Here is a 26,264-nt window from a genome sequence, read left to right on the forward strand (position 1 = left end):
GTCGCTCCTCCGGAACGTCCGTCGACAAATCAAAGGAAATTGCTTGTGCGCAAATCCGCTTTGGCCATCACCGAAGACCACACGGCGCTCGCCGAGTCCGCTTTCGGACAGCTGGACCGGTCGGGATCGCGGGCGGCCGCCCGCGCCACGCTCGACGGCGCGCCGACGCACCCGTCGGACCTGTGGCGGGCCGCCGCCGACCTGGGGTGGCATGGCCTGGCGGTGTCCGAACGGTTCGGTGGGGCCGGTTTCGGGCTGTCGGAGTTGACGGTCGTGCTGGAGGCGCTGGGCCGTGACCTCACGCCGGGGCCGTTCCTGCCGTCGGTGGCCGCCGCCGCCGTCCTCGACCGGTGTGGTGGGGACGACGTCCGTGTCCGGGCGCTACCAGGGTTGGCCTGCGGTGACACCGTCGCCGCACTGGGGGTCGCCGGCACCCTGACGTTCGACGGCGGTGTGGTGAGCGGGGAATCTCCCGCGGTGCTCGGCGCACCGGACGCGGCGCTGCTGCTGCTCGTCGCGGGCGACGACGTCGTGGTGTTCGACGCGGCCGACCCCGGGGTGACGGTGACCCAGCTCGAGGGCGTCGACACGACCCGCAGCGTCGGGGCGGTCACCGTGCGGGGTGTGCGGGTGCCCGAGGACCGGGTGTTGCCGGGTGCGGCGCGGCAGGCCGAGACGGTGTGGCGCATCCTCGGGGCGGCCGAGGCGGCAGGCGTCGGCTGGGCGTGTCTGGACATGGCGGTCGAGTACGCGAAGGTGCGCGAGCAGTTCGGCCGCACCATCGGCACGTTCCAGGCGGTCAAACACCACGCGGCCAACATGCTCGTCGACGCCGAGCAGACCACCGCGGCGGTGTGGGACGCCGCCCGCGCCGACGACCTCGACAGCGCGTGGTTCCCCGCCGCGGTCGCGGCCTCGCACGCCATCCGTTCCGCGGTTTTCCTGGCGCAGAACAACATTCAGCTACACGGCGGCATCGCGTTCACGTGGGAGCACGACGCGCATCTGTATCTGCGGCGGGCACGGTCACTGGCAGCAATGCTCGGTGGCCGCACCGATCCGCTGGTCGACATCGTCGACGCCCAGCGCACAGGCCGGGCCCGCGGTGCGACGTTCGCGCTCCCCGACGAGGCCGACGTGTACCGCACCGCGGCGCGGGAGGCCGCCGCCCGGTGGCAGGAGTTGCCCGCCGAGCGACGCCGCGACTTCCTCGTCGACTCGGGGTATCTCGTCCCGCACTGGCCGAAGCCCTGGGGTCGGGCGGCCGGACCGCTGGAGCAACTCGTGATCGAGGAGGAGTTCCGCGACGTCGACATCCCCGACATGGGGATCACCGGCTGGGTGACACTGACGATCGCCCAGGCCGGCACCGATGAACAGCGCGAACGGTGGGTGGAGCCGGTGCTGCGCGGGGAGGTGATGTGGTGCCAGCTGTTCTCCGAACCCGGCGCGGGATCCGATGCGGCCGCCGTGCGCACCGCGGCCAAACGGGTCGAGGGCGGCTGGCGGATAACCGGTCAGAAGGTGTGGACGAGCCTGGCGCACACGTGCCAGTGGGGGCTGGCGACGGTGCGCACCGATCCCGACGCACCCAAGCACGCCGGCGTGACGATGATGGCGATCGACATGTCGGCCGAAGGGGTGACGGTGAACCCGTTGCGCGGGCTCACCGGTGACTCGCATTTCAACGAGGTGTTCTTCGATGACGTCTTCGTCCCGGACGCCGATGTGGTGGGCGACGTCAACCGCGGCTGGCTGGTCGCGCGCGCCACCCTGGGCAACGAGCGGATCTCGATCGGCGGGGGCTCGGGTGCGCCGACGGGGTTCTCGGCCGACGAGATGATCGCCCTGCTCGACAGCGCCCCGCCGGACGTGGCCGCGGCCCACGTGCGACGGGCCGGGGCGGTCCTCGCCGAGGCGCATACGCTGCGGCTGCTCAACCTGCGTCGCGCCAGCCGGGCCATCGCCGGGGCGGAGCCGGGCCCCGAGGGCAACGTCACCAAGCTGCTGGTCGCCGAACAGTGTCAGCGGCAGACCGAACTGGGCATGGACCTGGCCGGGGCCGCCGCCGTGACCGGGGGCATGCCGACGCTGACCCGGGCGTATCTCGGCAACCGGGCAATGACGATCGCGGGCGGCACCTCGGAGATCACGCGCAACACGATCGCCGAGCGGATCCTGGGACTGCCGCGCGACCCGCTGCTGAAGTGACCCCCCTCTTCGTTGACTCTGCGTACAGGGCGTGAAAGTGCGAGTGGGCAACGCCGTGGACGCAAAGTCAACGTTGGGGGATGCTTGCGTCGGGTATTACTGATCAGATGCCGAACACGAGCACCGCCGAATTCCACCCGGACCTGCGCAAGGCCGCCCGCTACATGCCGCGTCAGGTCGTCACGCCGGTGACGCTGCCGATCATCCGGATGGTCACCCGGCTGGCGGGTAAGCAGAAGCCACGCGACGTCGAGGAGCTCACGCTCAACTCCGGGGTGCGGGTGCGGCTGTTCCGCCCGGCGGGGGTGCCGGTGCCCGCGCCCGCGCTGCTGTGGATCCACGGCGGCGGCTACGTCATCGGCACCGCGGCCCAGGACGACGAGCTGTGCCGGCGGTTCAGCCGGGAACTCGGGATCACCGTCGCCTCAGTGGATTACCGGCTCGCACCCGAACATCCCTACCCCACGCCGGTGGAGGACTGCTACGCCGCGCTGACGTGGTTGGCCGCGCTGCCGTCGGTGGATGCCGACCGGGTGGCGATCGGCGGTGCGAGTGCCGGCGGCGGGCTGGCGGCGTCGCTGGCGCTGCTCACCCGCGACCGCGCTGAAATCGACCCGGTGGCACAGCTTTTGGTGTATCCGATGGTCGATGACCGCACCGTCGAGCGGCGCGATCTGGACAATCCGGGCCACCGGCTGTGGAATCAGGCCAGCAATCGCTTCGGCTGGTCGGCCTACCTCGGCGACGCCGACCCCGACGAGGCGGTGCCTGCCCGCCGAAAGGATCTCGCCGGCCTGCCGCCGGCGTGGGTCGGGGTCGGCACCCTGGACCTGTTCCACGACGAGGACCTGGCGTACGCCGAGCGACTCGAGGCCGCCGGCGTGCCGTGCCGGGTCGAGGTGGTCCAGGGCGCCTTCCACGGATTCGATGGAGTCCTGCCGAAGGCGGACGTGTCGCGGGCATTCTTCCGAAGCCAGTGCGACACCCTCCGGCAGGCCTTCACCGACGAGTTGGTCGCCGACCGCTAGTCGCGGACTTCGCTGTCCTCGTAGACGATTCGGCCGATCATCTCGTAGCGCCGGGCGTCGCGGAACTTGAAGTACGTAGCGAGCGCCGCGCCGACAACGAACACGGTCACCACGATCCACGGCGTCATCTTGAACAGCAGCGTGCCCGAGGCGGTTCCGGCCGCCGACTCCTTGTGCTCCCACAGCAGGTACACGACGTAGAGCATGCCGAGGCCACCGAGCAGCGGTGCCAGGAACGTCTTGAACCAGTGCGCGCTCGACGGATGATTCTTGTGGAAGTGGAAGTAGGCGATCACCGAGAACGCGCACAGCGACTGCACGATCATGATGGCCATGGTGCCCAGGATCGCCAGCAGCGTGTACATGTGCACGTAGGGGTCCATCCCCGCGGCGAAGAACGCCAGCACCAGCACGAGCGCGATACCGCTCTGCACGAACGACGCGATGTACGGCGACCCGTGCTTGTGGTGGGTGGCGCCCAGGGTCTTCTGCAGACCCGTCGACAGGCCCTCACGCCCGAGGGCGTAGAGGTAACGCGACGCGCAGTTGTGGAAGGCCATACCGCAGGCGAACGAACCGGTGACGAGCAGGATGTTGAAGAGCGTGATCGCCCAGCTGCCGTAAGTGTCACGAACAGGGCCGAAGAAGATCTCCGACGACGTGTCCGCATCCTGCGCGAGTTCCAGCGACTTCTGCGGACCCGTGCCCGCGATCGCCATCCACGACACGAACACGTAGAACAGACCCACACCCAGCACCGCGATCATCGTGGCACGCGGGATGATTCGCTTCGGATCCTTGGACTCCTCGCCGTACATCGCGGTCGATTCGAAACCGACCCACGACCAGAAGGCGAAGAACAGACCGAGGCCGGCGCTGGCACCGGCGATCGCGGCCGGGGTGAACGCGCCGATCGGGTTCAGCGTCTCGGAGACGGCGAAGCCTTCGGGGCCGCCGCCCTTGACCAGGACGGCCAGCGCCCCGAGGGCGAGCATGACGATCTCGGTGATCAGGAAGACGCCGAGCACCTTGGCGGTGAGGTTGACGTCGAAGTAGGTCAGGATCGCGTTGAGCGCCAACATCAGCAGGGCCGGGAGCAGCCAGTGGATGTCGATGCCGAACTGCGAGGACATGAAGTTCTTGAAGAAGAACGCGAAGATGCCGATCAGCGACGCCTCGAACACGATGTAGGCCATCGTGATGAGCAGGCCGCTGGCCATTCCGACGACGCGGCCCAGCCCGTGCGAGATGTAGCCGTAGAAGGCACCGGTCGCGGTGATGTGCTTGGCCATGGTCGCGTAACCGATCGCGAACAGGCCGAGCACGATGGTCGCGACGAGGTAGCCGGCCGGAGCGTGGGAACCGTTTCCGAAGCCGACGGCGATCGGAACGTTGCCTACCATTGCGGTGATCGGCGCGGCGGTGGCTACCGCCATGAAGATCACGCCGATGGTGCCCACGGCGTTGCGCTTGAGGCGCTGGACGCTTTGAGCTGGGGTTTTCTCTGGGGTTACGGCTTGATCCGCCATATACGGGATGCCTTCCATGCTTGCCAAGGGGAGGCCTGTGTGGCCTGAACCACATCGGGACCGCTACGTATATTGGCACTACCAATAGGTCCTCGCAATAGGAACCTTGAACCATTGACATAAATGGTTGCGACCTTTTACGGTTGGCGGCGTGTACGACTACGGCACGTTCTCGTTCGAGTCCAAGACTCAGGTGCTGGACCGGGCGAAGGCGTTCTGGAATCCGGACAAGACCCAGTTCTGGACCGACGCCGGCGTCGATCTGGTCATCGACCGCAGGGAGGACTACTTCCTGTGGGACATGGGCGGTCGCCGGCTCATCGACATGCACCTCAACGGCGGCACCTACAACCTCGGCCACCGCAATCCCGAGGTGATGCAAGCGGTTTCGCAGGGCATGGAGATCTTCGACGTCGGTAACCACCACTTCCCGTCGGTGGCCCGCACCGCGCTCGCCCAGCGGCTGGTGGAGACCGCGCCCGACTCGATCAGCAAGGTGGCGTTCGGATCCGGCGGCGGTGAGGCGATCGACATCGCGCTCAAGAGCGCCCGCCACGCCACCGGCCGCCGCAAGATCGTCTCGATCATCAAGGCCTACCACGGCCACACCGGCTTGGCCGTCGCGACCGGCGACGAGCGGTTCGCCAAACTCTTCCTCTCCGACCGGCCCGACGAGTTCATCCAGGTGCCGTTCGGTGACGTCGCGGCGATGGAGCAGGCGCTGTCGGGCAACGACGTCGCCGCGGTCATCATGGAGACGATCCCTGCGACGTACGGATTCCCGCTTCCCCCACCGGGTTACCTCGAGGCGGTCTACGCGCTGACCCAGAAATACGGGTCGCTCTACATCGCCGACGAGGTGCAGACCGGGCTGATGCGCACCGGGGAGCTGTGGGCCATCACCAAACACGGCATCGATCCGGACATCCTGGTCACCGGCAAGGGACTGTCCGGCGGCGTCTACCCGATCACCGCCGCACTGCTCGGCGAGCGGGCCGCCCAATGGCTCGACCAGGACGGCTTCGCCCACATCTCCACCTTCGGCGGCGCCGAATTGGGTTGTGTCGCAGCGATCAAGACCCTCGAGATCACCACCCGGCCCGAGGTGCGGTCGATGGTGCACTACATCGCCGACATCTTCGACACCGGACTGCGCCGCATCCAGGCCGACTACCCGGACTGGTTCATCGGCATCCGGCAGAACGGTGTGGTGATCGGGTTGGAGTTCGACCACCCCGAAGGCGCCAAGTTCGTGATGCGCGAGCTCTACGAGAACGGGGTGTGGGCGATCTTCTCCACGCTCGATCCCCGTGTGCTGCAGTTCAAACCGGGTCTGCTGCTCGGTCGCGATCTGTGTGAGGACGTGCTGGACCGACTGGAGGTCGCGGTGGGCCGGGCGATGACCACGGCAAGGAAGGGACGACGGGCATGAGCGAGTTTCCCTCCGCCGGCCACATGCTCGAACGCGCCCGCTGGGCGGCCCGTGCTTACGCCGACTACGACCAGGCCGCCGTCGAGGCGATCACGACCGCGGTGGCCGACGCCGCCTACGGCGCCGCCGAACGGTTCGCCGCCGACGCCGTCGCCGAGACCGGGATGGGTGTGGTCGCCGACAAGGTGGTCAAGAACCAGGCCTGCTCGCGCGGCATCCTCGACTACTACCGCGGCCAGGACTTCGTCTCCCCGCGGGTCGACGCGGTCAACAAGATCGTCGAGATCCCCCGCCCCGCCGGCGTCGTCCTCGCCCTGACCCCGACCACCAACCCCGTCTCGACGGTGTACTTCAAGGTGTTGCTCGCGCTCATGACGCGCAATGCCGTTGTGGTGGCGCCCCATCCGCGGGCCAAGCGGTGCTCGGCCGAGGCCGCGCAGCTGCTCGCCGAGGCCGCCGTGGCCGCCGGTGCACCCGACGGCATCGTGCAGGTCGTCGAGGAACCGTCGATCCCGCTCGTCGAGGCGTTGATGGCCGACGAACGCACCGACGTCATCGTCGCCACCGGCGGCACCGGCGTGGTGCGCGCGGCCTACTCCTCGGGCACCCCTGCACTCGGGGTCGGCCCCGGCAACGTGCCCGTCCTCGTCGACGCCAGCGCCGACGTCACCGCGGCCGCCAAACGCATCGTCGACAGCAAGGCGTTCGACAACTCGGTGCTGTGCACCAACGAATCGGTGCTGATCGCCGAGGAGTCGATCGCCGACTCGCTGCGCTCGGCCCTGACCCGGGCAGGCGCCCACATCCTCGACGCGGACGCCACCGACCGCCTGCGTGCGTACATGTTCGCCGACGGCCACCTCAACACCGACGTCGTCGGCCGGGACGCGGCGTGGATCGCCGCGCAGGCCGGAATCCGGGTGACACCGAAGACCCGCGTGCTCGTCGCACCGTTCGACCAGGTGATCAGCGAGGAGATGCTCGCTCACGAGAAGCTCTCCCCCGTCATCGGTATGACCACCGTGCCCGACGCGTCGCGCGGTGTCCGCGCCGCCCGCGCGGTGGTGCGGATCGGCGGCGCAGGCCACTCCGCCGCCATCCACAGCGAAAACCCGGCCGCCATCACCGAATTCGCCACCCAGGTCCCGGTGCTGCGGGTGTCGGTCAACGTCGGCAACAGCACCGGCAGCTCTGGGCTGGAGACCAACCTGGCGCCGTCGATGACGATCGGCACCGGATTCGTCGGCCGAAGCTCCATCGGCGAGAACCTGCGCCCCGACAACCTCATGAACTGGGCTCGCATCGCCTACAACAGCGCGCCCGGGGTGGCCATGCCGAACTTCGCGGGCCTCGACCCGTGGCGCTCACCGGCGGGCCCGGTGCCCGAATATCCCCGGGCCTCCAACGATCGCGACACCCCGGCCGTCCCGGCGCCTCGTGGCGCCGCACCGGCCCGCCGCCCGGCAGACCCGAGCATCGAGGCGCTACGGGCCGAACTGCGGGCGCTGGTCGTCGAAGAACTCGCACAACTGATCAAGAGGTAGTCGTGGCTGAACTGCGTTCCTTCATCTTCATCGACCGGCTCCAGCCGCAGACGATGTCCTACCTGGGCACCTGGATCAAGGGTGCGCTGCCGCGGGCCGACATGGCCGCCCAGATCATCGAGGTGGCCCCCGGCCTCGACATCGAGGGCATCACCGACGTCGCCCTCAAGCATGCCGAGGTCAAGGCCGGAATCCTGGTCGTCGAGCGCCAATTCGGCTACCTGGAGTTCCACGGCGAGACCGGCGCCGTCAAGGCCGCCGCCGACGCCGCACTCGAATCCCTCGACCAGGACGCCGGTTCGGCGGTCCGCCCGACGATCCTGGCCTCGCGGATCATCTCCAGCATCGACCACCAGCACGCATTCCTGATCAACCGCAACAAGATCGGGTCCATGGTGCTGGCCGGCGAATCGCTGTTCGTGCTCGAGGTCGCACCCGCGTCGTACGCGATCCTGGCGACCAATGAGGCCGAGAAGGCCGCCGACATCAAGGTCGTCGACTTCCGGATGATCGGCGCGACGGGGCGGGTCTACCTGTCCGGCACCGAGGCCGACATCCGCCAGGCCGCCGAGGCGGCGCAGGACGCCCTCGCCCGGAGCACCACGTGAGCATCGACCGCGCCGAATTACGCGCCATGGTCCGCGAGGTCGTCCGCGACGCGGTCAAGGACCTCGCAGCGAAAAACGGTGCGCCCGCGCCGAAACCGGCCCCCGCTGCCCCACCTCCCCCGGCACCGGTGCAGACGGTGGCCGACCAGTTCGGCGTCACGCCGAGCGGTCCGCTGGCCGCCGACACCAAACACCGCGCGGAATCGGTGCGGCTGACCAACGACCGTGAACTCGACGCGTTCGTCCGCGGTCTGCTCAAGCTCTTCGAGAACCCGAAGAGCCGAGCCGACATCAAGGCCGGCCGGCTGACGTTCCGGCTCGCGGGGACCGCGGCAGGCGGCAAGGGGCAGACCCAGCGCATCGACAGCGGGGCGGTCACCGAACGGCACATCGCCGACATCGCGGCCACGGGCGCCTCGCTGGTGCTCGGCCCGCGTGCGGTGCTCACCCCGTTGGCACGTGAGAAAGCCAGGGCCCTCGGGGTGTCGATCGAGAAGGAGAAGCGCAGATGATCGCCGCGACCGTGACCGGAAACGTGTGGTCGACCCGCCGCATCGACGGCATCCCGGCAGGCGCCTTCCTCGAAGTCGAGGTCGACGGTTCCAGCAGTCGGATGATCGCCTTCGACGTGCTCGGCACCGGCATCGGCGAACGGGTCCTCATCGCCCAGGGTTCGGTGGCCGCCAACTGGTTCACCGGCACCCCACCGCCCGTCGACGCCCTGATCATCGGATCGATCGACGCCCCAAGCAACCCGAGTTAGCCAACAGATAGAGGAGAAAACAATGCCCAGCAACGCAATCGGTCTCATCGAGACCAAGGGCTACGTGGCGGCGCTGGCCGCGGCCGACGCCATGGTGAAGGCCGCCAACGTCACCATCACCGATCGTCAGCAGGTCGGCGACGGCCTCGTCGCGGTCATCGTCACCGGCGAGGTGGGTGCGGTCAAGGCCGCCACCGAGGCGGGCGCCGAAGCCGCGTCCCAGGTCGGTGAACTCGTCAGCGTGCACGTCATCCCGCGGCCGCACAGCGAACTCGGCGCGCACTTCGCCGTCTCCGCACAATAGTCTTCTCGTCGTAATCGCACTCGCAAGGAAGTGACGGCCATGCCCGCGACAGCATCGGAGACGCGCACCGACATCCGCGTCTACCTGCTGGTGGAGGATCTGCAACGGCAGTTCGCCGCCTACCTCGGAACGCCCACCCGCGCCAGGGGATACCCGCCGTACGAAGGTGAGCACGCGCTCATCGTCGAGGTGTCCCCGGCGCTGGCGATCGAGCGGGTGATCGACCTGGCGTTGCGCGAGGTGCCCGGGATCCAGCCCGGAATCCTCTACGTGGAGCGGCAGTTCGGCGTTCTCGAGATCCACTCGGCGAGCCTGTCGGACGTGCGTCGCGCCGGCGAGGCGATCCTCACCGGCACCGGCAACAAGGCCAGTGACCAGTTGCGGCCCCGGGTGCTCTACCACGACATCATCGAAGACATCACCGACCAGCACGCGGTCATCCTCAACCGCAACCGGCAGGCGTCGATGATCCTGCCGGGCCAGTCGCTGTTGGTGTACGAGATGACCCCGGCGCTGTTCGCCGCCGTCGCCGCCAACGAGGCGGAGCGCGCCGCACCGGGACTGACCGTGGTCGACGTGCAGATGATCGGCGCGGCGGGCCGGCTCTACATCGGTGGCTCGGTCGCCGATGTGACGACCGCACGCGACCGCATCACCTCCGTCCTCGCCGCGATCGAAGGACGCGATCACTGATGGGTGAGGTGATCGCCGACGACATCGAGGTCGCCGAGCGGGCACTGGCCGACTACGACCTACCCGCGAATTCGTCGCTGCGGCTGCTGAACCTGTCGGAGAACGCGACCTACCTCGTCGAGTGCGAGGACGACGACAAGAGCTGCTCGATCCTGCGGGTGCACCGGCAGAACTACCACCGGCCCCACGAGATCGAATCCGAACTGGACTGGCTCGAGGCGCTGCGCCGCGACAGCGACGTCACGGTGCCCGTGGTGCTGCCCACCCGCGACGGCCGCCGTGTGGTCACCGTGGACCACAACGGCACCGAACGCCACGTGGTGCACTTCGGCATGGTCGGCGGCGCCGAACCCGACGAGGGGTCGGTCACCCTCGACGACTTCCGCACCCTCGGCGCGATCACCGCTGCGCTGCACGAACATTCGCGCTCGTGGACCCGTCCCGCCGGGTTCGGCCGGTTCTCCTGGAACTGGAAGCACTGCCTGGGCGATGAACCCCGTTGGGGCCGTTGGCAGGACGCCTCCGGCGTCGGCCCGCAGGAGACCGAACTCCTCGGCCGCGCCCAGGACCTGCTGCACCGGCGGCTGGTCGAGTACGGCGACGGACCGGACCGCTACGGCCTGATCCACGCCGACCTGCGGCTGGCCAACCTGCTCGTGGACCCGCCCACCATCACCGTCATCGACTTCGACGACTGCGGATTCGGGTGGTTCTTCTACGATTTCGGGACCGCGGTGTCGTTCATCGAGGACGATCCGGCGCTGCCCGAATGGCAGGCATCGTGGGTGGAGGGCTACCGCAGCCGCGGCACCATGACCGCCGCCGACGAGGACATGCTCGCATCGTTCGTGTTCCTGCGGCGGCTACTGCTGCTGGCGTGGATGGGCACCCACAGCCACTCCAAGGAATCCCAGACCAAGGCGATCAGCTACGCCGCGGGCAGTTGTGCTCTCGCCGAACGCTATCTGAGCTCCAACGGCCAGCGACTGGCCTGACACCCACCCCTCGACCAGCAAGGACACATATGTTCACCTCACTGCAGGGCCGTTCCGCGATCGTCACCGGCGGCAGCAAGGGCATCGGACGAGGCATCGCCGAGGTCTTCGCGAACGCCGGCGTCGACGTGCTCATCACCGGGCGCAACCAGGCCGACATCGACACCACGGTCCGTGATCTGGCCGGCGCGGAGGGCACGGTCAGCGGGCTGGCCGCCGCCGTCGCCGACCCGGCCGACTGTCGCCGCGTCGTCGACGCCGCCGTCGAACGGCACGGTGGACTCGACATCGTCTGCGCCAATGCCGGGATCTTCCCGTCGGGCCGGCTCGAGGAACTCACCCCCGACGACATCGAGCAGGTGCTGTCGGTGAACTTCAAGGGCACTGTCTACATCGTGCAGGCTGCGCTCCCCGCGCTGGCGGCCAGCGGACACGGCCGCGTCATCGTCACTTCGTCGATCACCGGACCGGTCACCGGGTACCCGGGCTGGTCGCACTACGGGGCGAGCAAGTCGGCGCAGCTGGGCTTCATCCGCACGGCGGCAATGGAGTTGGCGCCCAAGCGGATCACCATCAACGCCGTGCTGCCGGGCAACATCATCACCGAGGGCCTCATCGACATGGGTGAGGACTACATGAACCAGATGGCCGCGGCGGTGCCCGCGGGCCGGCTGGGCAGCGTCGCCGACATCGGCAACGCGGCGCTGTTCTTCGCCACCGACGAGGCGGCCTACATCACCGGTCAGAGCCTGATCGTCGACGGCGGGCAGATTCTGCCCGAATCCCATCAGGCGCTCGCCGAGTTGTGAGCACGCCGGCCGAGGGTCGGCCGGTAGAATTGGTTCTACCAAAACACCTCGACGGGGGAGGTCACCAGGTGCCGACGCACAGCGAAGAGTTGCGGCGCCGGCTGGTGGCCGACATCAACGCCGGCGCCCCCGGCACCAAACTCGGCAGCGAACGCGACCTCGCCGAGCGGTACGGCACCAGCAGGTCGAGTCTGCGGCAGGTCCTCGCCGCGCTCGAGGAGGCCGGCATGGTGCACCGGGTGATCGGCCGGGCCGGCGGCATCTTCGTCAGCCACGGGCAGGTGGAACGCAACCTCGCCGACGTCGTCGGGGTGCCCGCGTTCCTGGCCAACCAGGGCTACGTCGCGGGCACCCGGGTGTTGTCGACCAAGATCGCCCCGGTCGACGAGGCCACCCAGGCGGCGCTGCGGCTGCAGCCCAGCGACTTCGTCGTCGAGATCCAGCGGCTGCGCCTGGCCGACGGGTCCCCGATCTCGCTGGAGTTGGCCCAGTTCCCCGCCGAGGCGTTCCCCGGCCTGCTGGAACAGCAGCTCGGTGGATCGATCTACGAGGTCCTCGAGGACCGCTACGGCCTGGTGCCGGGCCGCGCCGACGAGCGCATCGAAGCGGTCAGCGCCACCAGCACCGAGGCATCGCTGCTCGGGGTGAAACCGAAATCCGCGCTGCTGCTGATCACCCGCATCACCTACGACCGCGACGGCGTGCCGTGCGAGTTCTCCCGTGACCTGTTCCGCGGCGACCGCATCTACCTCGCCGTCACCGCGCAGGGCCGCGGCATCGGCAAGCAGCTCGGCAAGGGCCCCGACGCCAAGAACGCCTCGGTCACCCTGCAGAGTCAGCTCGCGGTCTGACCGGTCCGCCGATTGGCGCACCGCGTCCCCACCGACCGTCGTATCGTCGGGCAGATGGAGGGCTCCGCGCTGCGGGGCCGAAGTGCTCGACGAGGAGCGTCACCGTGACCATCAACGCCGAAACTCAGGCCACATCAACGTTCGACGAGCAGGTCGCCGAGACCCAGCGATATTTCGACGATCCCCGGTTCAAGGACATCACCCGGCTCTACACGGCGCGGCAGGTGGTCGAGCAGCGCGGCACCATCCCGGTCGACTACACCGTCGCGCGTGAGGCGGCGACCGCGTTCTACCCGCGACTGCGCGAACTGTTCGCCGAGGGCAAGAGCATCACCACCTTCGGACCGTATTCGCCCGGGCAGGCCGTCACGATGAAACGCGTCGGCATCGAGGGCATCTACCTCGGCGGCTGGGCGACGTCGGCCAAGGGGTCCAAGGACGAGGATCCGGGGCCCGACCTCGCCAGCTATCCGCTGAGCCAGGTGCCCGACGAGGCGGCGGGCCTGGTGCGCGCCCTGCTCACCGCCGACCGCAACCAGCAGTACCTGCGACTGCGCATGGACGAGGCCCAACGTGCCAGCACACCGGTGTACGACTTCCGGCCGTTCATCATCGCCGACGCCGACACCGGTCACGGCGGTGATCCACACGTGCGCAACCTGATTCGTCGTTTCGTCGAGGCGGGAGTGCCCGGGTACCACATCGAGGACCAGCGCCCCGGCACCAAGAAGTGCGGCCATCAGGGCGGAAAGGTCCTGGTGCCGTCCGACGAACAGATCAAACGCCTCAACACCGCCCGCTTCCAGCTCGACATCATGGGCGTGCCGGGCATCATCGTCGCGCGCACCGACGCCGAGGCGGCCAACCTGATCGACAGCCGCGCCGACGAGCGCGACCAGCCGTTCCTGCTGGGCGCGACGAACCTGTCGGTCCCCTCGTACAAGTCATGCTTCCTGGCGATGATGCGCAGCTTCTACGACGCGGGGGTGACCGCACTCAACGGCCACCTCATGTATTGGCTGCCCGACGGCGAGTACGAGACCGCGCGGGCGTGGCTGGAACGCAACGGCATCGCCGAGGTGATCGCCAAGGCCGCCGAACAGTGGCGGGCCGACGGGGACCCCAGCAACGACGCCCTCTACGACGACGTGGAGAACCAGTTCGTGGCCGCGTGGGAGGAGGACGCCGGCCTCAAGACCTACGCCGAGGCAGTCGCCGCGCGCCTCGAATTCGCCGAGAGCGACGGTGAGGCGTACCCGATGGGTGTCGACGAGTGGCAGGAGTTCGCCAAGCGGGCCTCGCTCTACACCGCGGGCAAGAAGGCCTCAGAACTCGGTGTCGACGTCGCCTGGGACTGTGAGCTGGCCAAGACGCCCGAGGGGTATTACCAACTGCGCGGCGGGATTCCGTACGCGATCGCCAAACAGTTGGCGGCCGCGCCGTTCGCCGACATCCTGTGGATGGAGACCAAGACCGCCGACCTCGCCGACGCCCGCGAGTTCGCCGAGGCCATCCACGCCGAATTCCCCGACAAGATGCTGGCCTACAACCTGTCGCCGTCGTTCAACTGGGACACCACCGGGATGAGTGACGACGAGATGCGGGCGTTTCCCGAGGAACTCGGCAAGATGGGGTTCGTCTTCAACTTCATCACCTACGGTGGTCACCAGGTCGACGGGGTCGCCTCCGAGGAGTTCGCGACCGCGCTGCGCCAGGACGGGATGCTCGCGCTGGCCCGGCTGCAGCGCAAGATGCGGCTGGTCGAATCGCCCTACCGGACACCGCAGACGCTCGTCGGCGGGCCGCGCAGCGACGCGGCGCTGCTGGCCTCGTCCGGACGCACCGCCACCACCAAGGCGATGGGCAAGGGCTCGACCCAGCATCAGCACCTGGTGCAGACCGAGGTGCCGAAGAAGCTGCTCGAGGACTGGCTCGCGCTGTGGAGTGAGCACTATCAGCTCGGGGAGAAACTGCGGGTGCAGCTGCGGCCGCGGCGGGCCGGCGGGGAGGTGCTCGAACTCGGCATCTACGGCGAACGCGACGGCGGTGAGGAGAAGCTGGCCGATGTGCTCGTCGACCCGATCAAGGACCGGCACGGCCGCAGCATCCTGACGGTGCGCGATCAGAACACCTACGCCGAGAAGCTGCGCCAGAAGCGGCTGATGACGTTGATCCATCTGTGGCTGGTGCACCGGTTCAAGGCCGACGCGGTGTACTACGTGACGCCGACCGAGGACAACGTCTATCAGACCGAGAAGATGAAGTCGCACGGCATCTTCAGCGATGTGCACAAGGACGTCGGCGAGATCATCGTCGCCGACGTCAACCAGGCGCGGATCCAGGAGCTACTGGCCTCCGACCGCGAAGCGCTCGGGCGGCTGATCCGCAAGGAGGACTGAGCCGGGGTCACCCGATCGGCGGATACCGCGTGCCGCGACGCCCGGCTACAGTTCGCCTCCATGAGATCGGTTATGGCGCAAGTCGACTGGTGACGCCCGCCCGGGTGTTTCATCCGCCGCCCGGTTGGCCGGTCGAACCCGGCTTCACCCCTGGCCCGGATTGGGTGCCAGATCCGTCGTGGCCGCCTGCGCCGGACCGGTGGCAGTTCTGGGTCGGCACCGACAGGCGCGGCCCATCGGTCGCCGCAGTGCTGGCGGCGATCGGGATGACGGGACTTCTGGTCGCGACGCTGATCGGTGTCGTCACGAGTAGGACGACCGGCGCGGAGCCTCCGGAGGTGAAGATCTCCAATCCCGTCGTCGAGCACGGCTCCTCATCGACCGGCGTCGCACCCGGGTGGCCGCCGTACTCACCGGAGCCGTTCCTGGATTTCGAAGCCTGGCAGGCCTTCGGAGCGGCGAACGCGGAGTTCAATGACAACGGGCGCACAGCCGTGCTGGACACACACGACACCACGGAGACAGGACACACCACGTGGTCGGGCCTCATCAGCACCCGCACGACCGCGTGCGCGGTCCGCATCGTGGGTCGGGTCCGCGACCTGACCCACGACGCCGGGCAGGCAGGAGGATTCGCCATCGGTCTCGGTGAGCTCGCGCCGGACGCCCTAACGCACGCCGCGCTGACCGGTTCGGCCGTCCAGTACGACTTCCGCGCCGGGGGCTTCCAGGCTGCGGTCTATCCCGCCGGTACCGTCCACGGCATCGGACCCGACGTCCTGAACGAAGGCTGGCACGACGTCGACGTGACGATCGACAGCCGCTCCCACACCCTGGTCGTCGACGGAACCCCGACCCTGCACACCGCCACTGGTGGAGGGTGCGGCCGTCCGTTCACCCGCGTCTGGGCAGGTGCCACGGAGTTCGCCGATTTCACGGTCACGCCGCTCTGACGTCGACGATCGAAGAGGGCAGGTTGCACCGCCGTACCGAAGCATTTCGCAGGACCGCGACGGCGAACCTCCCCAAGGTGAAGTTCTACTTCACAGAATGGCGCGCTGTGCATCTTTCCCTGCTTCCCGACGCCCCCGTGCCGACACGGTAGTGCGCCATGCCGACCGCTAACGTTCGGAACCGGGTGACTCTCAGACCAGCTCGCCCGCGATGACCGTCGACCGCACCCGCTCGCCGTCGAGGTCGGCCAGCACGTCCTCGGGTGCGCCGTCGAGCACGCAGAGGTCGCCGGGCTCGCCGGGCAGGATGTTCCTGGGCGACGACGGGTCGTCGGGGCGCCCGAGGAAGAGCCCGAGCGCCGTTGCAGCGTCGACGGTTTCGTGTTCGCCCAGGACGGCGCCGCTGGGGGTGCGGCGGTGCACGGCGGCCCGCATCGCCGCCCACGGATCGCCATCGCCGAACGGGGTGTCGGTCGAGAACGCGAGCGGCACACCGGCCGCCAGCAGCGTTGCGACGCGCCATAATTCGTGATGCTCGCCGGCCGGGACGTCGGTCCGGTACTGATCGCCGCGTTCGGCGACGAAGTTGGGCTGGGTCACCACCGTCACGCGCAGGGCGGCCAGATCGTCGACGGTGTCGTCGGGGACCATTGCGGCGTGTTCGATCCGGTCTCGCGGATGGACGCCGGCGCAGCGCAGCGCGGCGATGGTGACGACGAGTTGCGCGGCGGTCACACAGTGCAGCGCCACCGGTACGCCCTGCCGGTGCCGGTCGTCGATCCAGGCCGTCAGCTCGTCGAGATCCAGTGTGTCGTCGTGCAGGATGCGCTTCCCCGGCGCGAGGATGTGCACGCGCTGCACGATCTGCGACGTGTCGAGAGCGTCGAGATCCGGTGTGGCATCGGTCAATCCGGTGACACCCAGTTTCGCGAGATCGCTGCTGAGCCGGTGCAGCGGTACGGGGCGACGGTCGAGCTCGGCCGACCATTGCGCGTCGGCGCTGCGCACCCGCCCGTCGGGATGCCCGGACAGCCCGAGCCGCGCCAGTGCCGCCGAGTTGAGCGTCCACAGCACCCCGCTGCGGTGCTGCACCCGCACCGGCACATCGGGGCGCACCGCGTCGAGCAGCGTCCGGTCCAGCGGGCCGGCGACCGCCTCGTGATAGCCGACTGCGCGGACCCACCCGTCCTCGTCCGGTTCGGCACTCCGCAGCACGCGGGTCAGACCGTCGCGGTCACCCGCCTCGCTCGGGCCGACGCGCGCCGAATCGGCCGCGGCCGCGGCGGCGTGCAGGTGGACGTGGTGGTCGTGCAGGCCGGGGATCACGGTGGCGCCCGCGGCGTCGAGCACCGCCTCGTGTGGTTCCGGCGCGAGACGGTCGGCGACCTCGCGGATGCGCTCGGCGGTCCGGATGTCGACGCGACGGCCGTCAAGCAACGTCCCCCGCTGAATCAGCATGCGGCCGAACGCTCTTCGATCAGCCGATACACCGCGGCGGTGTCGGCTCCCAGCCCGGATGCGGGAGCGCCGGGCCGCGGCCGCCGGCACGGCACGTCGACGCTGCCGGCGGGCACCGCCGCATTGGTGGCCGCGACGGCGGCCATCGAGAGTTCGACCAGTTCGCCGCCCCCGCGCCCCAGGGATGCGACCACCGCGTGCGCGGCTTCCAGACCGGTGAGCGGATCGGCGATCGCATCGCCGACGAACACCGGTTCGTCGGTGGAGCCACCGACCAGACCGCCCGCCACGGCGGCGTCGTCGCCGAACGCCACCCAGTCGGCGCACTCCCCCGTCGTGCCGTATCCGGTGATCCGCACCCAGACCCGGCCGTCGCGCGCGGGAGCCGCGTCGGGCCCCAGGCCCCGCCGCACCAGCGCGGCGGGGCGGGAGCCTTCGATGACGACGTCGGCGACCGCGAGGAGCGCCCGCAGTTCTGCACTGTCCAAACCTACTGCCATACAGAGTTTTCCGGCGTTCATCCAGTCGAAGAACTCGGTCGATCCGCCGCGGGTGCCGTCCGGCCGGGCCGGGCTCTCCACCTTGACCACGGTCGCGCCTGCGCGGGCGAGCAGCCTGCCGAGCAGCGGTCCGGCCCACATCGACGCCAGTTCGACCACCACCAGATCGCGCCAGGGCCGCGGCGGGGCGGCGGCGCCGATCCGGCTGACGGCGGGCGGTGCGGGGGCGGTCTCGCCGAGCACGGCGGCGGGCATGCCGAGCAGGCGGGCGCGTGCGACGGCGGCGGCGGCCTCCTGGCTGCGGGCCCACGCGGCGATCGCCGGCCAGGGATCCTCGACGGCGTCGACCTCGAGCAGGGCGGGCACCGCGGCGAGGTCGTCGGCGCGGGAGAGCGTGAGCGCGCACCAGCGGTCCCGCGCTCTCAGTAACCGGGTCGCGCCGCCCGCCGAAACCTGGTCCGGTACCGGCAGATCGAGCAGCGCGGCGCGTCCGGTCAGCAGCTCGGGGACGTCGACGTCGACGGGCAGCGCCGCTGCGGTGCGCGCGGCGCGGTCGAGCACCGCTGCCGGGATCGCGAACGCAGACACGCCCCCATTGTGGCCCGCGGTCAGAACTGCAGGGCGGTGAACCTCCAGTCGAGCACCTGCCGGTCCTCGTCGGCGCCGGCGGCGTAGACCAGCGAGCGCAGCTGCAGCACGCCACCCCGCCCGTCGGGTAACGGCGTCGCGGCATCGACGTGCAGTTCGCTGTAGAGGGTGTCGCCCTCGTGCACCGGTCCGGTGTGGTCGCACGACTCCCACGCCAGCACCGTGACGAGATCCGGCAGCAACCGGGTCACCTGCGCCAGCGCGAGACCGATCGTGTGCCCGCCGTACACCAGCCGACGCCCGCCTCCGATACGTAAATCATGGTGGGTGGCGGCGATGTTCAGGGTCAGCCGGGCGAGCTCGGGGGCGCTGCTGACCACGTCGGCGGTGCTGTGCAGCACCGTACCTGCCACTGCGGGGTCGAAGGACGACGACGGCACCCGGCCGCGGTAGGCCTCGGCATCCCAACCGGCGGTCGGGTCGGGTGTGGGCGTCTCGGCGCCGATGGTCGACAGATCGTCGGCGTGGCCGGTGTCGGGGGCGCCGTCGCGCAGCGGCAGCATCGCGCAGCGGTGGAAGTCGAGTACCAGGCGGCCGAGCTGGTCGACGGTCGTCATCCGCAGCGCCGCCAGCCCGGTCCTGGCGCGCCCGGGTTTGGCCGAGTTCTGCTTCAACCCGACCACCTCGGTGCGGGTGAACAGGCTGTCGCCGATGACGGGATACCGGTGGAACGCCAGGCCGCGGTAGAACAGGTTGGCCTTGACTCGCTGCGTCACCAGCGTCGACTGGCCGATCGCGACATCGCAGACGAGCGCCGGATGGGCCAGCGCGCCGGGCGCCCCCGTCACCGCCGCGGCGAGTTCCGCGTCGAGCGCCAACCGCAGCCGGTCCCCCAGGATCGACTGATGCACGGCGGCCGCGCCCGCGGTCAGCGTCATCGTCGGCGCGGAGTCGAACACCTGCCCGTGCGCGAGGTCGTCGAAATAGGGACCACCGGCGATATGGCCGTACAAAGTCACAGCCGCACATGCTGGCAGCGGACTGGTGAGTGTGTCAATGAGTGAAGAAGAGACCCTGCTCGTCGAGACGGTCCGCACGTTCGTGGACCGCGACGTCAAGCCGACATGGCGACCAAGCTGACCGCCGACCGCCAGCTCACGCTCTATGCCGCCGAACGCTACGACAGCGGTGAGCGCGCCGACATGGAGGCCGGGATGGCGAAGCTGTTCGCCTCCGAGGTCGCGATGGAGATCGCGCTCAACACGGTCCGCATCCACGGCGGTTACGGCTACTCATGCGAGTTCGACGTCGAGCGGTACTTCCGCGACGCCCCGCTGATGATCGTCGGCGAGGGCACCAACGAGATCCAGCGCAACGTGATCGCCGCGAGATGAAGCGATTTCGGTGTACCTGGTTGCGGTGAGCGCAACCAACGACACCGAAATCACTCAGTCGACCGCGGCGGTGGCGGCGATACTGCCGAGGAGTTTGAGCGCATCGGCACTCGGGCCGGCCGGCTCGGCGTCGTAGACCACGAGTTCCTGTCCCGGCGCGGACCGCACGTCGAAGGTCTGCATGGTCAGTTCGAGCACACCGACCTGCGGATGACGGAAAATCTTGCTCGCCAACGATTTCCCGCGCGCCTCGTGACGTTCCCACAGTTCACGGAACTCGACGCTGGTGTTCAGCAGTTCGGCGAGTACCGCCTGCACCCGCGAATCCGTCGGTGCGGCAGCGTGATTGAGCCGAAAGCCCGCGACGGCGTTCGCGGCGATCTCGGCCCAGTCGATGTAGAACTCGCGGGCGCGCGGTTCACCGAACGTCAGCAGCATCAGATTCCCACCCGCACCGAAGTCACCGAACAGCGCCTCGGCCAACGGGTTCGCCGCGAGCACGTCGTAGGCCCGGTTGTAGACGAGGGCGGGGTTGTCCGGCCAGGTCGCCATCAGTCGCAGCAGCGCCGGGTCGACGCGATCCGGTGCCGCCGACGCCTGCAGGCGTGGCGCCAGCCCGGCGAGCCGGAACAGGTGCCGGTGGCCGTCGTGGTCCAGGCGCAACGCGCCCGCCAGCGCATCGAGCACCGCGGCCGACGGTGACCGTTCCCGGCCCTGTTCGAGACGCACGTAGTAGTCGACGCTCAACCCGGCCAGCCAGGCGACCTCCTCGCGGCGCAGACCGGGCACCCGGCGGAGCCCGGTCGACACCAGCCCGGCGTCGGCGGGCTGTACCTGGGCCCGCCGGGCGCGCAGGAAGTCGCCGAGTTCGGACATACGCCCACGATATGTGCGCGGCGGCGCGGGTGCCTGGGTGCGCTGCACCCAGGAACCCGGCGTCCTGGTAGCGCGGTCGCGTCCGCCCCAGGCTGGGGACATGACTGAATCGAAGATCATCCTCGTCACCGGCGCGAGCAGCGGTATCGGCGCCGCCGCCGCCGTCCACCTCGCCCGTGCCGGCCACCACGTCGTGGCGGGTGCCCGCCGCGAGGACCGGCTGCGCGAACTCCTCGACAGCGCGGGCGACCTCGGCACGGGCACCCTGTCGGTGCGCCGCCTCGACGTCACCGACCGCGCCGACATGACCGCGTTCGTCGACGACGCGGTGGCCGCCCACGGCCGCGTCGACGTCATCGTCAACAATGCCGGCATCATGCCGCTGTCCCGGCTGGACGCCCTGCTGGTGGACCAGTGGGACGCGATGATCGACGTCAACGTCCGCGGCCTGCTGCACGGCATCGCCGCGGCGCTCCCCCACTTTCAGCGCCTGGGCGGCGGGCATTTCGTCACCGTCGCGTCGATCGGGGCGCACGAGGTGGTGCCGACGGCCGCCGTCTACAGCGCCACCAAGTTCGCCGCATGGGCGATCACAGAAGGTCTGCGCCAGGAGTCCGACCCGTCGATCCGGGTGACGACGGTGTCACCCGGCGTGGTCGAATCCGAACTCGCCGACACCATCACCGATCCGACCGCGGCCGCCGCCATGACGGAGTACCGCGCCGCGGCGATCCCACCCGAGGCGATCGCCCGTGCCGTGGCCTACGCGGTCGACGAGTCGCCCGAGGTGGACGTCAACGAGGTGATCGTGCGGCCCGCACGGCAACGCTGACTGCTGCTGCGATTTCGGTGCAGTTGGTTGCGCTCAGCGCAACCAAAGACACCGAAATCACTCGACGGCGTCGACCAATCCCCACCGCACGGCGGTCGTCGCGTCCAGCGTGCGACCCGACAGCACCAGATACCCGGTGCGCCAACGACCGATCCGGCGGGTGATGCTGACGGTGCCGCCTGCGCCGGGGATGAGCCCGAGACCCAGTTCGGGCAGCCCGAACACCGCATCGGGTGCGCTGACGATCCACCCGCAGTACGCCGCCATCTCGAGCCCGCTGCCCAGCACCTGACCGTGCACCCGCGCCCGGCAGCGGGCACCGAGCCGCGCGGTCAGTTCGTCGAGCGCGAGGGCGGGGCTGTGCCGGGTGCGCGCGAGGTGTGCGGTGGCGGGGTCGTCGAAGCTGCCGAATTCGGCGAGATCGCCTCCGCTGCAGAAGGATCGGCCCGCGCCGGTCAGCACGACCTCGTTGATCGAGGGATCGAGCCGGGCGACCTCGAGGGCCTCGAGCAGGGCCGCGCGGGCGTCGGTGGAGAATGCGTTGTGCCGCTGCGGACGATTGAACTCGACGTGCAGGATGTCGCCGATCCTGCTGGCGCGCACCGGTTCCGGCAGCACAGGGACGGTCGCGGGCCCGCGTTCGGCGAGCCAGCGCGCGAACTCCGGGCCGGACTGCAGCGTGGAGTACGCCAGGGATTCGGTCACCACACCGGCGCGGGTGGGCGCGCCGGGGTGGAACGCGCGCAGTACGTCGTCGCAGACCGCCGCGGCCTGCGGCCACCGAGCGCACCGGTCCTTCAGTTCGTCGAGCGTGCGCGACACCGAGTCGACGGTGACCACCCGCAGGTCGTCGTTCGGCGCCTCGGTGAGCGTGAACGCCGCGGCGTCGCTGGGGGTGTCGACACCGACGACGATGCCCGCCGGCAGCTCGACGGTGCCCACGCTACGAGTACTTCTCGATGAGCTCCTGCTTGTAGAGCTTGCCGGTGTCGGTGCGCGGCAGCTGCGGCTCGAACGAGATCGACCGCGGACACTTGTAATGCGCCAGTCGATCTCGCAGCCAGGACAGCAGTTCGTCGGCGAAGGCTTCGGTGGCGTCGGCCGGATCGACGGTCTGCACGACGGCCTTCACGCGCTGCCCCATCTCGTCGTCGGGCACCCCGAACACCGCGGCGTCCATCACCTTCGGATGGGTGACCAACATGTTCTCGGCCTCCTGCGGGTAGATGTTCACCCCGCCGGAGATGATCATGTGGTGACGGCGATCGGTGAGGTAGAGGAAGCCCTCCTCGTCGAGATAACCGATGTCCCCCACGGTCTTCCAGCCCTTCGGATGCCGTGAGGAGGCCGTCTTCTCCGGATCGTTGAGATACTCGAAGTCGTAGCCGCCCTCGAAGTAGATCTCACCGGCTTGGCCGGGCGGCAGCTCCTCACCGTCTTCGCCGACGATGTGCAGCACACCGGTCAGCGGCCTGCCGACCGAACCCGGGTGGGTCAACCAGTCTTCGGCGGTGATCAGCGTCGAACCGTGCGCCTCGGAAGAGGCGTAGTACTCGTCGACGATCGGGCCCCACCAGTCGATCATCTGCTTCTTGATCTCCACCGGGCACGGGGCGGCCGCGTGCATGACCCGCTGCAGGCTCGACACGTCGTACGAATTGCGCACCGAATCCGGCAGTTTCAGCATCCGAGTGAACATCACCGGGACGAATTGACCGTGCGTGACGCGGTGTTTGGCGATCGCGTCCAGACAGCCCTCGGCGTCGAACTTCTCCAATACAACCGTGGTGATGCCGCCGGCCTGCGTCTGCATCGACCACACCGACGGTGCGGTGTGGTACAGCGGGGCGGGGCTGAGGTACACGGCGTCGGGGTGCATCCAGAACTCCACGAGCATCGCCATCATGCCGGGCACTTCCGACGGCGGCAGGTGCGGCAGCTCGCGTTTGATGCCCTTCGGGCGGCCGGTCGTGCCCGACGAGTACTGCAGCAGGTCGCCGTCGATCTCATCGGCGATGGGGGTGTCCGGTTTGTCGGCGACGCAGTCGGGGTAACGCTGCCAGCCGTCGAGCTCGCCGTCGGCGATCAGCCGCAGCGCGGGCAGACCGCCGGGCAGTTCGGCCGCCAGACCCGCGAGGGTGTCGACGAGCTTGGCGGAACCGACGATCGCCTTGGCGCCGCTGTTGTCGACGATGTAGGCGACCTCGGCCGCGGTGAGGTGGGTGTTGATCGGCACGTAGTACAGGCCGCTGCGCCGTGCTGCCCACATCACGGCGTGGAAGTGCTCGTTGTTCTCCATGAGGATCGCGACGGCGTCGCCCTCGACCAGACCCGAGTCCCGGAACAGGTGGGCCAGGCGGTTGGCCCGCGCCTCGAGCTCGCCGAACGTCACGACGGTGCCCGAGGGATGCAGGATGATGGCGGGTTTGTCGGGGGTGGCAACAGCGGTGTCGCGGATCTGCATGCGCTGACTGTACTAAAAGTGAGTTGACAGGTGTCAAGAGTCTGGCTGTGACCGGCAACGCACGCTCAGATGACGGCGAGGGTGCGCAGAAAGCACACCGCGAGCGGCGTGTCGGGGATCAGACACGCACGCTCGCGGTGGAAGGGCTACGCCTCTTCGGCCAGGCGGTGCTTGAGGGCGTCGAACTCGTCCTTGATGCCGGTGGGCAGCTTCTCGCCGACGAACTCGAACCACTCTTCGATGAGCGGCAGTTCCTCGCGCCACTCCTCGGGCTTGACCGCCAGCGCGGCGTCCACATCGGCCGGGTCGACGTCGAGACCCTCGAGGTCGAGGTCGGCGGCGGCCGGCACGATGCCGATCGGGGTGCTGCGGCCCTCGGCCTTGTGCTCGATGCGCTCGATGGCCCACTTCAGCACGCGGCTGTTCTCACCGAAGCCCGGCCACAGGAAGCGGCCGTCGTCGCCGCGACGGAACCAGTTCACGAAGAACACCGCGGGCATCTTCGACTCGTCGGCGTTCTTGCCGATGTCGATCCAGTGCTGGAAGTAGTCGCCGACGTTGTAGCCGAGGAACGGCAGCATCGCCATCGGGTCGCGGCGCACCGTGCCGACCTGACCCTCGGCAGCGGCCGTCGTCTCCGAGCCGAGCGTGGCACCGATGAAGACGCCGTGCTGCCAGTCGCGGGCCTGGGTGATCAGCGGAACCGTGGTCTTGCGGCGGCCGCCGAACAGGATCGCGGAGATCGGCACACCCTGCGGGTCGTCCCACTCCGGCGCCAGCGTCGGGCACTGGGCGATCGGGGTGCAGTACCGCGAGTTCGGATGGGCGGCCTTCTCCTCCGACTCGGGCGTCCAGTCGTGGCCCTTCCAGTCGATCAGGTGCTGCGGGTCGCCCTCGAGGCCCTCCCACCACACGTCGCCCTCGTCGGTCAGCGCGACGTTGGTGAACACGGTGTTGCCCGCCGCGATCGTCTTCATCGCATTCGGGTTGGAGTCCCAGTTCGTGCCCGGCGCGACGCCGAAGAACCCGAACTCGGGGTTGGTGGCGTAGAGCCGGCCGTCCTTGCCGAACCGCATCCAGGCGATGTCGTCGCCGACCGTCTCGGCGCGCCAGCCCGGGACGGTGGGCTGCAGCATCGCGAGGTTGGTCTTCCCGCACGCCGACGGGAACGCCGCCGCGATGTAGTAGGCCTTGTTCTCCGGGCTGATCAGCTTGAGGATCAGCATGTGCTCGGCGAGCCAGCCCTCGTCGTGCGCCATCGCCGAGGCGATGCGCAGCGAGTAGCACTTCTTGCCCAGCAGCGCGTTGCCGCCGTACCCCGAGCCGTAGCTCCAGATCTCGCGGGTCTCGGGGAAGTGGGTGATGTACTTCGTCTCGTTGCAGGGCCACGGCACGTCCTGCTGGCCCTGGGCCAGGGGGGCGCCCACCGAGTGCAGCGCCTTGACGAAGAACCCGTCGGTGCCCATCTTGTCCAGCGCGGCCTGACCCATCCGCGTCATCGTGCGCATCGAGATGACCACGTACTCCGAGTCGGTGATCTCCACGCCCAGCTTCGGGTCCTCGGCGTCGAGCGGGCCCATGCAGAACGGCACCACGTACAGGGTGCGGCCGCGCATACACCCGCGGTACAGGTCGGTCATGATCCCGCGCATCTCGGCCGGGTCCATCCAGTTGTTGGTGGGTCCGGCGTCGACCTCGCGTTCGGTGCAGATGAAGGTCCGCGACTCCACGCGCGCGACGTCCTTCGGATCCGACAGCGCGAGGTAGGAGTTGGGCTTCAGTTCGTCGTTGAGCTTGGTGAAGGTGCCGGCGTCGAGCAGCTGCTGGGTCAGTCGGCCGCACTCCTCCTCGGACCCGTCGGCGAACACCACCCGCTCCGGCTGGGTCAGCTCGGCGACCTCCCGAACCCAGTTCAGCAGTCCCTCGTGTTTGGTCGGCGCGGTGTCCAGACCCGGAATGGTGGCTGAAGTCATACTGTGATTCTCCTGCATCTTCCTGCACTGTGGCTCCGCCAGGACGCAGGCCCACGATGA

General features: G+C 69.1%; 23 protein-coding genes and 1 pseudogene. 16 read left to right on the forward strand and 8 right to left on the reverse strand.

Annotation, left to right across the window (positions count from 1 at the left end):
- Window positions 1-45 precede the first annotated feature (45 nt).
- Together AU194_RS21050 and AU194_RS21055 are read left to right on the forward strand one after the other, a co-directional pair.
- Window positions 46-2,211 carry an acyl-CoA dehydrogenase gene (locus AU194_RS21050; protein WP_059091208.1) on the forward strand — a complete coding sequence of 722 codons (2,166 nt, stop codon included), beginning with the start codon at window positions 46-48 and terminating at the stop codon, window positions 2,209-2,211.
- 107 nt (window positions 2,212-2,318) lie between these two features.
- The gene (locus tag AU194_RS21055; protein WP_059091209.1) at window positions 2,319-3,239 is read left to right on the forward strand and encodes an alpha/beta hydrolase; all 921 of its coding nucleotides are present in this window, start codon (window positions 2,319-2,321) and stop codon (window positions 3,237-3,239) included.
- Here the strand turns inward: AU194_RS21055 and AU194_RS21060 are convergent.
- Complete coding sequence (locus tag AU194_RS21060) at window positions 3,236-4,768, reverse strand: APC family permease (protein ID WP_059091210.1); 1,533 nt, start codon at window positions 4,766-4,768, stop codon at window positions 3,236-3,238. The genes AU194_RS21055 and AU194_RS21060 overlap by 4 nt on opposite strands.
- 151 nt (window positions 4,769-4,919) lie before the next feature.
- Between AU194_RS21060 and AU194_RS21065 the strand changes: the two genes are divergently transcribed.
- The 12 genes from AU194_RS21065 to AU194_RS21120 all read left to right on the forward strand — a co-directional run bounded on the left by AU194_RS21065 (window position 4,920) and on the right by AU194_RS21120 (window position 16,119).
- A complete protein-coding gene (locus tag AU194_RS21065) occupies window positions 4,920-6,200 on the forward strand; it encodes an aspartate aminotransferase family protein (protein WP_059091211.1) in 1,281 nt (426 codons plus the stop codon).
- Window positions 6,197-7,744: an aldehyde dehydrogenase family protein gene (locus AU194_RS21070; RefSeq protein ID WP_059091212.1), complete on the forward strand. Its 1,548-nt coding sequence runs from the start codon at window positions 6,197-6,199 to the stop codon at window positions 7,742-7,744. Before AU194_RS21065 ends, AU194_RS21070 begins: the two co-directional genes overlap by 4 nt.
- A 2-nt stretch (window positions 7,745-7,746) precedes the next feature.
- Entirely contained in the window at window positions 7,747-8,352 is a 606-nt protein-coding gene (locus AU194_RS21075; RefSeq protein ID WP_059091213.1) for a BMC domain-containing protein, read from the forward strand.
- A complete protein-coding gene (locus tag AU194_RS21080; protein WP_231743515.1) occupies window positions 8,349-8,864 on the forward strand; it encodes a hypothetical protein in 516 nt (171 codons plus the stop codon). Before AU194_RS21075 ends, AU194_RS21080 begins: the two co-directional genes overlap by 4 nt.
- Window positions 8,861-9,115: a EutN/CcmL family microcompartment protein gene (locus AU194_RS21085; protein ID WP_059091215.1), complete on the forward strand. Its 255-nt coding sequence runs from the start codon at window positions 8,861-8,863 to the stop codon at window positions 9,113-9,115. Before AU194_RS21080 ends, AU194_RS21085 begins: the two co-directional genes overlap by 4 nt.
- 22 nt (window positions 9,116-9,137) lie before the next feature.
- Entirely contained in the window at window positions 9,138-9,419 is a 282-nt protein-coding gene (locus AU194_RS21090; RefSeq protein ID WP_059091216.1) for a BMC domain-containing protein, read from the forward strand.
- A gap of 39 nt (window positions 9,420-9,458) precedes the next feature.
- On the forward strand, window positions 9,459-10,112 hold the full coding sequence (locus AU194_RS21095; protein WP_059091217.1) for a hypothetical protein: 654 nt from the start codon (window positions 9,459-9,461) through the stop codon (window positions 10,110-10,112).
- A complete protein-coding gene (locus tag AU194_RS21100) occupies window positions 10,112-11,107 on the forward strand; it encodes a phosphotransferase enzyme family protein (RefSeq protein WP_059091218.1) in 996 nt (331 codons plus the stop codon). Before AU194_RS21095 ends, AU194_RS21100 begins: the two co-directional genes overlap by 1 nt.
- Window positions 11,108-11,136: 29 nt before the next feature.
- Window positions 11,137-11,916: a 3-oxoacyl-ACP reductase FabG gene (gene fabG, locus AU194_RS21105; RefSeq protein WP_059091219.1), complete on the forward strand. Its 780-nt coding sequence runs from the start codon at window positions 11,137-11,139 to the stop codon at window positions 11,914-11,916.
- A 68-nt stretch (window positions 11,917-11,984) separates the two neighbouring features.
- Complete coding sequence (locus tag AU194_RS21110) at window positions 11,985-12,767, forward strand: GntR family transcriptional regulator (RefSeq protein ID WP_059091220.1); 783 nt, start codon at window positions 11,985-11,987, stop codon at window positions 12,765-12,767.
- Between the two features lie 104 nt (window positions 12,768-12,871).
- Complete coding sequence (gene aceA, locus AU194_RS21115) at window positions 12,872-15,166, forward strand: isocitrate lyase ICL2 (protein ID WP_059091221.1); 2,295 nt, start codon at window positions 12,872-12,874, stop codon at window positions 15,164-15,166.
- Window positions 15,167-15,255: 89 nt separating this feature from the next.
- The gene (locus AU194_RS21120; RefSeq protein WP_059091222.1) at window positions 15,256-16,119 is read left to right on the forward strand and encodes a hypothetical protein; all 864 of its coding nucleotides are present in this window, start codon (window positions 15,256-15,258) and stop codon (window positions 16,117-16,119) included.
- Between the two features lie 192 nt (window positions 16,120-16,311).
- Here AU194_RS21120 and AU194_RS21125 read toward each other — a convergent pair whose 3' ends face one another.
- From AU194_RS21125 to AU194_RS21135, 3 genes are read right to left on the reverse strand one after another with little or no spacing between them, the layout of a single operon-like run.
- A complete protein-coding gene (locus AU194_RS21125; RefSeq protein WP_059091223.1) occupies window positions 16,312-17,577 on the reverse strand; it encodes an amidohydrolase family protein in 1,266 nt (421 codons plus the stop codon).
- Entirely contained in the window at window positions 17,571-18,665 is a 1,095-nt protein-coding gene (locus AU194_RS21130) for a CoA transferase (RefSeq protein ID WP_059091224.1), read from the reverse strand. The genes AU194_RS21125 and AU194_RS21130 overlap by 7 nt, the downstream gene beginning before the upstream one ends.
- Before the next feature lie 20 nt (window positions 18,666-18,685).
- Entirely contained in the window at window positions 18,686-19,684 is a 999-nt protein-coding gene (locus AU194_RS21135; protein WP_059091225.1) for a hypothetical protein, read from the reverse strand.
- Between the two features lie 99 nt (window positions 19,685-19,783).
- Here AU194_RS21135 and AU194_RS21140 point away from each other — a divergent pair.
- A pseudogene (locus tag AU194_RS21140) lies at window positions 19,784-20,059 on the forward strand (acyl-CoA dehydrogenase family protein); the annotation flags it as partial.
- Between the two features lie 54 nt (window positions 20,060-20,113).
- On the opposite strand, the gene AU194_RS21145 reads toward AU194_RS21140, so the two are convergent.
- Entirely contained in the window at window positions 20,114-20,935 is an 822-nt protein-coding gene (locus AU194_RS21145) for a helix-turn-helix domain-containing protein (RefSeq protein WP_197417695.1), read from the reverse strand.
- 100 nt (window positions 20,936-21,035) lie between these two features.
- On the opposite strand from AU194_RS21145, the gene AU194_RS21150 reads away from it, so the two are divergent.
- A complete protein-coding gene (locus AU194_RS21150) occupies window positions 21,036-21,767 on the forward strand; it encodes an SDR family oxidoreductase (protein WP_059091228.1) in 732 nt (243 codons plus the stop codon).
- A 57-nt stretch (window positions 21,768-21,824) separates the two neighbouring features.
- Here the strand turns inward: AU194_RS21150 and AU194_RS21155 are convergent, their stop codons facing one another.
- From AU194_RS21155 to AU194_RS21165, 3 genes are all read right to left on the reverse strand, one after another.
- Entirely contained in the window at window positions 21,825-22,709 is an 885-nt protein-coding gene (locus tag AU194_RS21155; protein WP_059091229.1) for an enoyl-CoA hydratase/isomerase family protein, read from the reverse strand.
- Between the two features lies 1 nt (window position 22,710).
- Entirely contained in the window at window positions 22,711-24,231 is a 1,521-nt protein-coding gene (gene fadD4 / locus AU194_RS21160; protein WP_059091230.1) for a fatty-acid--CoA ligase FadD4, read from the reverse strand.
- Between the two features lie 146 nt (window positions 24,232-24,377).
- Window positions 24,378-26,204, reverse strand: coding sequence for a phosphoenolpyruvate carboxykinase (GTP) (locus AU194_RS21165; RefSeq protein WP_059091240.1), 1,827 nt, complete (start codon window positions 26,202-26,204; stop codon window positions 24,378-24,380).
- Between the last annotated feature and the right edge of the window lie 60 nt (window positions 26,205-26,264).

It is taken from the genome of Mycobacterium sp. GA-2829 (assembly GCF_001499965.1).
Lineage (GTDB): Bacteria > Actinomycetota > Actinomycetes > Mycobacteriales > Mycobacteriaceae > Mycobacterium.